This window comes from Corynebacterium sp. H78, assembly GCF_037572275.1.
Lineage (GTDB): Bacteria > Actinomycetota > Actinomycetes > Mycobacteriales > Mycobacteriaceae > Corynebacterium.
Genome location: NZ_JBBHKX010000007.1, coordinates 1 through 5,581, shown reverse-complemented (window position 1 = coordinate 5,581; position 5,581 = coordinate 1). Strand labels below are relative to the sequence as shown.

Below are 5,581 nucleotides of genomic sequence, written 5' to 3'. Positions count from 1 at the left end.
GGGGCGCGCACGGTTGGTGTGTGGTTGTTGGTGGTGGTGTTGTTTGAGAACTCGATAGTGTGCCGATGTACTTTATTTTGTGATGCGCATGGATTGCGTTGGTGGGTACCTGGGTCTTTTTTGGTGGCCCTTATTTTACCGATGTTGTTTGTGTGTATTGCTTTGCTTGCATGCCCTTTTTTTGGCGCTGGCTTTTGTTGGTGTCATCCCTGTCGGGGTGTGTGAGTGGTGATAGACATTATTTTTTTATTTTGGATGAATGCCAGGCCATGCTTTTGTGTGGTTTGTTGTTTGTTCTTTTTGCTAGGTTTGGCTTTCTGCGGATTTTTCTGATTGAAGGTTTTTGTGGAGAGTTTGATCCTGGCTCAGGACGAACGCTGGCGGCGTGCTTAACACATGCAAGTCGAACGGTAAGGCCCCTGCTTGCAGGGGTACACGAGTGGCGAACGGGTGAGTAACACGTGGGTGACCTGCCCTGCACTTCGGGATAAGCCTGGGAAACTGGGTCTAATACCGGATAGGACCATGTTGTAGGAACATGGTGGAAAGTTTTTTCGGTGTGGGATGGGCCTGCGGCCTATCAGCTTGTTGGTGGGGTAATGGCCTACCAAGGCGTCGACGGGTATCCGGCCTGAGAGGGTGGACGGACACATTGGGACTGAGACACGGCCCAGACTCCTACGGGAGGCAGCAGTGGGGAATATTGCACAATGGGCGGAAGCCTGATGCAGCGACGCCGCGTGGGGGATGACGGCCTTCGGGTTGTAAACTCCTTTCACCATCGACGAAGGTTTTCTGACGGTAGATGGAGAAGAAGCACCGGCTAACTACGTGCCAGCAGCCGCGGTAATACGTAGGGTGCGAGCGTTGTCCGGAATTACTGGGCGTAAAGAGCTCGTAGGTGGTTTGTCACGTCGTCTGTGAAATTCCGGGGCTTAACTCCGGGCGTGCAGGCGATACGGGCATAACTTGAGTACTGTAGGGGAGACTGGAATTCCTGGTGTAGCGGTGAAATGCGCAGATATCAGGAGGAACACCAATGGCGAAGGCAGGTCTCTGGGCAGTAACTGACGCTGAGGAGCGAAAGCATGGGTAGCGAACAGGATTAGATACCCTGGTAGTCCATGCCGTAAACGGTGGGCGCTAGGTGTAGGGGTCTTCCACGACTTCTGTGCCGTAGCTAACGCATTAAGCGCCCCGCCTGGGGAGTACGGCCGCAAGGCTAAAACTCAAAGGAATTGACGGGGGCCCGCACAAGCGGCGGAGCATGTGGATTAATTCGATGCAACGCGAAGAACCTTACCTGGGCTTGACATATACGGGACGGCGGCAGAGATGTCGTTTCCCTTGTGGCTCGTATACAGGTGGTGCATGGTTGTCGTCAGCTCGTGTCGTGAGATGTTGGGTTAAGTCCCGCAACGAGCGCAACCCTTGTCTTATGTTGCCAGCACGTTATGGTGGGGACTCGTGAGAAACTGCCGGGGTCAACTCGGAGGAAGGTGGGGATGACGTCAAATCATCATGCCCCTTATGTCCAGGGCTTCACACATGCTACAATGGCCGGTACAGTGGGTTGCGAGCCTGTGAGGGTGAGCTAATCTCATAAAGCCGGTCTCAGTTCGGATCGGGGTCTGCAACTCGACCCCGTGAAGTCGGAGTCGCTAGTAATCGCAGATCAGCAACGCTGCGGTGAATACGTTCCCGGGCCTTGTACACACCGCCCGTCACGTCATGAAAGTCGGTAACACCCGAAGCCAGTGGCCTAACTTTTGAGGGAGCTGTCGAAGGTGGGATTGGCGATTGGGACGAAGTCGTAACAAGGTAGCCGTACCGGAAGGTGCGGCTGGATCACCTCCTTTCTAAGGAGTTTTTTTCAGCAGTTGGTGTCATCGTGTTGGTGATGGTGGCTGTTTTTATTTTTTTTAGGGTGGATGCTTGCCGCGTGCCGTTGGGGTGCGAGTGGTTGGTGTGTGTCGCGAAGTGTTGTGTGTCGGTGCGCTGTTGGGTGTCTGGAATGGCACGTTTGTGTGTTGTTTCTGCTGCTGTGTGTGCTTGCCTCGTTGTGGGGTGGGTGTGTGTGGTGGGTGTTGTGTGAGAACTGGATAGTGGACGCGAGCATCTTGTTTTTCTAATTTATTCTGTGATTTTTCTAGGTTGTTGCATGTGCTGGCTGTTGCCGTTGGTGGTGGTTGGTGTGTGTGATTGTTCTTAGTGTTTTGTGAGTTACTTTGTGTGTTGTTTTTTAAGGGCACACGGTGGATGCCTTGGCATAGTAGGCCGATGAAGGACGTGAGAGACCGCGATAGTCCTCGGGGAGTTGTCAACTAAGCGTTGATCCGAGGGTGTCCGAATGGGGAAACCTGGCCGTAGTTATGTGCGGTCGCCTGCAGATGAATTCATAGTCTGTGTGGTGGTTACGCGGGGAAGTGAAACATCTTAGTACCCGTAGGAAGAGAAAATAATAATGATTCCGTTAGTAGTGGCGAGCGAACGCGGATGATGGCTAAACCGCATGCGTGTGATACGTGGCAGTGGTTGCGTGTGTGGTGTTGTGGGACGTGTGCGTGCATGGTCTGCCAACTGTGCGCTGGTGTAAATGATGGTTAGTGGAAGTGGCTTGGAATGGCCTGCCGTAGACGGTGATAGCCCGGTACGTGAAAATTGTTGTTTGCCAGTTGTGTGTGTTCCCAAGTAGCAGCGGGCTCGTGGAATCTGCTGTGAATCTGCCGGGACCGCCCGGTAAGCCTGAATACCTGCTGTGACCGATAGCGGATAGTACCGTGAGGGAATGGTGAAAAGTACCCCGGGAGGGGAGTGAAATAGTACCTGAAACCGTGTGCTTACAATCCGTCAGAGCCCTTGTGGGTGATGGCGTGCCTTTTGAAGAATGAGCCTGCGAGTCAGCGGCATGTCGCGAGGTTAACCCGTGTGGGGTAGTCGTAGCGAAAGCGAGTATTTATGTGCGTTGTAGTGGCATGTCCTGGACCCGAAGCGGGGTGATCTACCCATGGCCAGTGTGAAGCAGAGGTAAGACTTTGTGGAGGCGCGAACCCACTTAGGTTGAAAACTGAGGGGATGAGTTGTGGGTAGGGGTGAAAGGCCAATCAAACTCCGTGATAGCTGGTTCTCCCCGAAATGCATTTAGGTGCAGCGTCGTGTGTTTCCTCCTGGAGGTAGAGCTACTGGTTGGTTTAGCGGGACTATCATCTTAGCGACATCAGCCAAACTCCGAATGCCGGTGAGGTGAGAGCACGGCAGTGAGACTGCGGGGGATAAGCTTCGTAGTCGAGAGGGAAACAGCCCAGATCGCCGGCTAAGGCCCCTAAGGGTGTACTAAGTGGAAAAGGATGTGGGATCGCGAAGACAACCAGGAGGTTGGCTTAGAAGCAGCCATCCTTGAAAGAGTGCGTAATAGCTCACTGGTCGAGTGGTTCTGCGCCGACAATGTAGTGGGGCTCAAGTACACCGCCGAAGCCGCGGCACTCAGCATTTTTGTTGGGTGGGTAGGGGAGCGTCGTGCATGTGTTGAAGCCAGGGGGTGACCGTTGGTGGAGTGTGTGCGAGTGAGAATGCAGGCATGAGTAGCGAATGAGGAGTGGAAAACTCCTCCGCCGAATGACTAAGGGTTCCTGGGCCAGGTTAATCCTCCCAGGGTGAGTCGGGACCTAAGGCGAGGCCGACAGGCGTAGTCGATGGATAACGGGTTGATATTCCCGTACCCGTGTTTTTGCGACCATGGTGAATCAGTGATACTAACCTTCCTGAAGCGTGCTGTGATGGAGTCTTTGGCTTTGTTGTGGTGTGTGGATGCAAGGGACCTGATCTGGTAGTAGCCAAGTGATGGGGTGACGCAGGAAGGTAGCCGTGCCACGTGATGGATTGTCGTGGTGTAAGCGTGTGGCCCGTGTGGTAGGTAAATCCGCCATGCATTGTGGGTGAGGCGTGATGCGTACCCGTTGTGGGGAAGTTGGTGATCCTATGCTGTCGAGAAAAGCCTCTAGCGATGTGGGAACATGGCCCGTACCCTAAACCGACACAGGTGGTCAGGTAGAGAATACTAAGGCGATCGGGATAACTGTGGTTAAGGAACTCGGCAAAATGCCCCCGTAACTTCGGGAGAAGGGGGGCCACTGCTGGTGAACGACGTGTTGAGCTGGTGGTGGCCGCAGAGAATAGAGGGAAGCGACTGTTTACTAAAAACACAGGTCCGTGCGAAGACGTGTAAGTCGATGTATACGGACTGACGCCTGCCCGGTGCTGGAAGGTTAAGAGGACCTGTTAGGCGGTAACGCCGAAGCGGAGAATTTAAGCCCCAGTAAACGGCGGTGGTAACTATAACCATCCTAAGGTAGCGAAATTCCTTGTCGGGTAAGTTCCGACCTGCACGAATGGCGTAACGACTTCCCTGCTGTCTCAACCACAGACCCGGCGAAATTGCAGTACGAGTAAAGATGCTCGTTACGCGCGGCAGGACGAAAAGACCCCGGGACCTTCACTATAGCTTGGTATTGGTGTTCGATTCGGTTTGTGTAGGATAGGTGGGAGACTGTGAAGCGGCTACGCTAGTGGTTGTGGAGTCGTTGTTGAAATACCACTCTGATCGTATTGGATGTCTAACCTTGGCCCATGATCTGGGTTGGGGACAGTGCCTGGTGGGTAGTTTAACTGGGGCGGTTGCCTCCTAAAGAGTAACGGAGGCGCCCAAAGGTTCCCTCAGCCTGGTTGGCAATCAGGTGTTGAGTGTAAGTGCACAAGGGAGCTTGACTGTGAGAGTGACAGCTCGAGCAGGTAGGAAACTAGGGACTAGTGATCCGGCACTGGCTTGTGGAAGCGGTGTCGCTCAACGGATAAAAGGTACCCCGGGGATAACAGGCTGATCTTCCCCAAGAGTCCATATCGACGGGATGGTTTGGCACCTCGATGTCGGCTCGTCGCATCCTGGGGCTGGAGTAGGTCCCAAGGGTAGGGCTGTTCGCCCTTTAAAGCGGCACGCGAGCTGGGTTTAGAACGTCGTGAGACAGTTCGGTCTCTATCCGCCGCGCGCGTTGAAACTTGAGGAAGGCTGTCCCTAGTACGAGAGGACCGGGATGGACGTACCTCTGGTGTGCCAGTTGTTCCGCCAGGAGCATGGCTGGTTGGCTACGTACGGAAGGGATAACCGCTGAAAGCATCTAAGCGGGAAGCCTGTTTCGAGATTAGGTTTCATTTGAGGTTCCCTATAGATGATGGGGTTGATAGGCCGGATCTGGAAGCACAGTGATGTGTGGAGGTGACCGGTACTAATGTGCCGATATAGCAACACATGTTGTGATTGTGGTCATGGTTTGTTGGTGTAACGAGTTGTTCGCGTCCGTTGTTCAGTGTCTGGCATGACACCGTGCACCCGTTGTGGTGTGTTTGTGTTGTGTTGTGTTTTTGTCGGTGGTGTTAGCGGCGGGGTCACGCCCGGTCTCATTCCGAACCCGGAAGCTAAGTCTGCCTGCGCCGATGGTACTGCACTCGGGAGGGTGTGGGAGAGTAGGTCGCTGCCGGCATTGTTTTTGTGGGGGTCTGGTCCTTGTGGGCTGGGCCCCCTTTTTTT

General features: G+C 54.0%; 3 rRNA genes. All 3 read left to right on the top strand.

The features are described 5' to 3' along the window. The first annotated feature begins 342 nt into the window (after positions 1-342). The 3 genes from WG934_RS10400 (at position 343) to rrf (ending at position 5,534) form a co-directional block, all read left to right on the top strand. Positions 343-1,859 (top strand): 16S ribosomal RNA (locus WG934_RS10400). A gap of 373 nt (positions 1,860-2,232) precedes the next feature. Beyond that, a 23S ribosomal RNA gene (locus tag WG934_RS10395) occupies positions 2,233-5,304 on the top strand. A 113-nt stretch (positions 5,305-5,417) separates the two neighbouring features. Continuing rightward, positions 5,418-5,534, top strand: a 5S ribosomal RNA gene (gene rrf / locus WG934_RS10390). The 16S, 23S and 5S rRNA genes sit together here, the layout of an rRNA operon. Positions 5,535-5,581 lie beyond the last annotated feature (47 nt).